Here is a 3,409-nt window from a genome sequence, read left to right as displayed (position 1 = left end):
GCACCGGTATCACCTTTAGCACCAGTTGCACCAGTAGCACCGGTATCAACTTTAGCACCAGTTGCGCCGGTGTCACCTTTTTCGCCTTTGTCGCCAGTAGCACCGGTATCACCTTTAGCACCAGTTGCGCCAGTTGCACCAGTAGCGCCGGTATCACCTTTAGCACCAGTTGCACCAGTATCGCCTTTAGCACCAGTTGCGCCGGTATCGCCTTTAGCACCGGTATCGCCTTTAGCACCAGTTGCACCGGTATCACCTTTAGCACCAGTTGCGCCAGTTGCACCAGTTGCACCAGTAGCGCCGGTATCACCTTTAGCACCAGTTGCACCGGTAGCACCGGTATCGCCTTTAGCACCAGTTGCACCAGTATCGCCTTTAGCACCAGTTGCGCCGGTATCGCCTTTAGCACCGGTATCGCCTTTAGCACCAGTTGCACCGGTATCACCTTTAGCACCAGTTGCGCCAGTAGCACCAGTTGCGCCGGTAGCACCGGTAGCACCGGTTGCACCGGTATCACCTTTAGCACCAGTTGCACCGGTATCACCTTTAGCACCAGTTGCGCCAGTTGCGCCGGTTGCACCAGTTGCACCAGTAGCACCAGTTGCGCCGGTATCGCCTTTAGCACCGGTATCGCCTTTAGCACCAGTTGCACCGGTATCACCTTTAGCACCAGTTGCGCCAGTAGCACCAGTTGCGCCAGTAGCACCAGTTGCGCCGGTATCACCTTTAGCACCAGTTGCGCCAGTTGCACCAGTTGCACCAGTTGCACCGGTATCGCCTTTAGCACCGGTATCGCCTTTAGCACCAGTTGCACCGGTATCACCTTTAGCACCAGTTGCGCCAGTAGCACCAGTTGCGCCAGTAGCACCAGTTGCGCCGGTAGCACCGGTAGCACCAGTAGCACCGGTATCGCCTTTAGCACCAGTTGCGCCGGTTACGCCGGTGTCACCTTTTTCGCCTTTGTCGCCGGTTGCACCGGTATCACCTTTAGCACCAGTAGCACCGGTATCACCTTTAGCACCAGTTGCACCGGTATCACCTTTGGCACCAGTAGCACCGGTATCACCTTTAGCACCAGTTGCACCAGTTGCACCGGTATCGCCTTTAGCACCAGTTGCACCGGTATCGCCTTTAGCACCAGTTGCACCGGTATCGCCTTTAGCACCAGTTGCACCGGTATCGCCTTTAGCACCGGTATCACCTTTAGCACCAGTAGCACCAGTTGCGCCGGTAGCACCAGTTGCGCCGGTAGCGCCGGTATCACCTTTTTCGCCTTTGTCGCCGGTTGCGCCAGTAGCGCCGGCTACACCTTGGTCACCTTTGTCGCCTTTGTCACCTTTGTCGCCTTTGTCGCCTTTGTCGCCTTTGTCGCCTTTGTCGCCTTTGTCGCCTTTGTCGCCTTTGTCGCCTTTGTCGCCTTTGTCGCCTTTGTCGCCTTTGTCGCCTTTGTCGCCTTTAGCGCCGGCTGCGCCAGTGTCACCTTTTTCGCCTTTGTCGCCTTTAGCGCCGGCTGCGCCAGTGTCACCTTTTTCGCCTTTGTCGCCTTTAGCGCCGGCTGCGCCAGTGTCACCTTTTTCGCCAGCGGCGCCGGTATCACCTTTTTCGCCGGTTGCGCCAGTAGCGCCGGTGTCACCTTTTTCACCTTTTTCGCCGGTTGCGCCAGTAGCGCCGGTGTCACCTTTTTCGCCTTTAGCACCACCACCTACTACGCTCAGGGTGTATTCGTTAGTGCCGTTTGAAGTCATTTTCAGACCTTCACCGGCGATCAATTTCAGAGGGTTGCTTGCTGAATTTGGGTTGTATTTGAATGTGCCTTCAGCAGGTGAGCTACCGCTGCCATTGTGGCCTGAGAATACAAATGGATTCAGGTTTTCGATACGGTTTGCTACGGCAAACAATTGAGAGCCGTTGATTGCATCGGTAGAAGTTGCATTGATACGACCTGCGGCAACGTTTTGGATTTGGCGTTCGTTACCTGCAGAACCTACAGACAATACTGCACCGTTGCCCAAGCCGCTGGTTGCGCCTGCGAAGCCGCTGTAAGTGTAGCTGCCAACAGTAGCAGTGTTAGTAGGTACGAATGCGCTGGTTGTAGAGCCGTTACCCAGGGCTACGCTGTTTTCGATAGTAGATTTAGCTTCTGTACCCAAAGCCAGAGTGTTTTGGGCTGTTGCTTGAGCACCGTTACCCAGAGCAGTTGCAAACTTGCCGTTAGCTTGAGAGAGGCGACCCAATGCGATGGCTTGTTCTGAAGTGGCTTGGCTTTGTACGCCCAAAGCCACTGCGTATTTACCAGTTGCTTGAGCAGCAGGACCGAATGCAGAAGCAGAAATACCGTCGGCTACAGAACCGCGACCGATTGCTACGTCAGAACCTTGTTTGGCTTGAGCGTCGCCACCCAATGCTACCGCGCCGTTTGCCAGGGCTTGAGAACGTTGACCGATGGCAGTTGCTACGATACCGGTTGCTTGAGAGTCGGTACCAATCGCCATTGCAGAACCGGCATTATTTACTACGCCGTCGCCATCAGAACCAGTAGAAGTACCATTAGCTTTAGCGTTATAACCTACTGCAATGTCAGCAGTTTGAGAAGCACTTGATTTAAAACCTACTGCAATAGAGTTATTACCAACTGCTTGAGCAGCTTCAGCCGCAGTCATAGAACCACCGACCGCAACAGAGCTTACACCAGCAGCATTAGCTGATGTACCACCAGCAAAAGAGGCTGTACCGGTTGCTTTTGAGGCCGCTCCAACCGCAACTGCATTTGTACCTGTTGCGCTACCACCACCCAATTCCGCACCTGCTTGAGCAGCACTAGAAGCCATTAAGGCACCTGCCACTGCAACTACAGCAGCTACGGCTTTACGCTTGTCGGAAGCGGATTTTTTGCCGTGTGCATGGCTGATTTCAGAAACCGCAGTCCATGTCTGGGTCGAGTGGTTCCAAATAACTTTAAAGACTTTATTCATATCGATTTTCCTGTAAGGGGTTTGATTTCTTTTGGGACGTGTTGCTCGACCATAAACTGCTTGTCCATATATATGCCGCACTTCAGAGTCTCCCCTTTATGCGGTTTTACGTCGTAATCTCTCGTATGCAATTCCCGTGCCCAAAGTCTCCATTCGGCCGAATAACAGCTAAAAGCCTGTTTTATGGGATTTTATGCTGATACATTTTGGGAAGCTTGTGAAGTTTGGGAAACGATGTGCCGTTTTTTTGTCAGCTTGTTTCTTAACAAGTCACTTTTTGTTAGCTTCTTTCAATGCATTCGGAATCCTGACTCAAATTTTATATGCTTTTGGTTTCGTAAATTGACTCTTCCGATAAAGTGTTATTTTTTCGACTTCAACGGTCATGCCGGTTAGATTTACTTGTTGCTTTTTAAACGCTTTTATAACAATATGAT

At 52.3% G+C, this 3,409-nt stretch carries 1 protein-coding gene; it reads right to left on the bottom strand.

All coding sequences use genetic code 11. The features are described from left to right. Positions 1 to 2,972, bottom strand: a 2,972-nt coding sequence (locus ACTHUT_RS16020) for an ESPR-type extended signal peptide-containing protein (protein WP_440419046.1), incomplete at its 3' end; no start/stop codon positions are given. Between the last annotated feature and the right edge of the window lie 437 nt (positions 2,973 to 3,409).

The sequence above is a fragment of the Neisseria sp. P0022.S010 genome, assembly GCF_051956635.1.
This window is presented reverse-complemented; position numbering and strand designations above follow the sequence as displayed.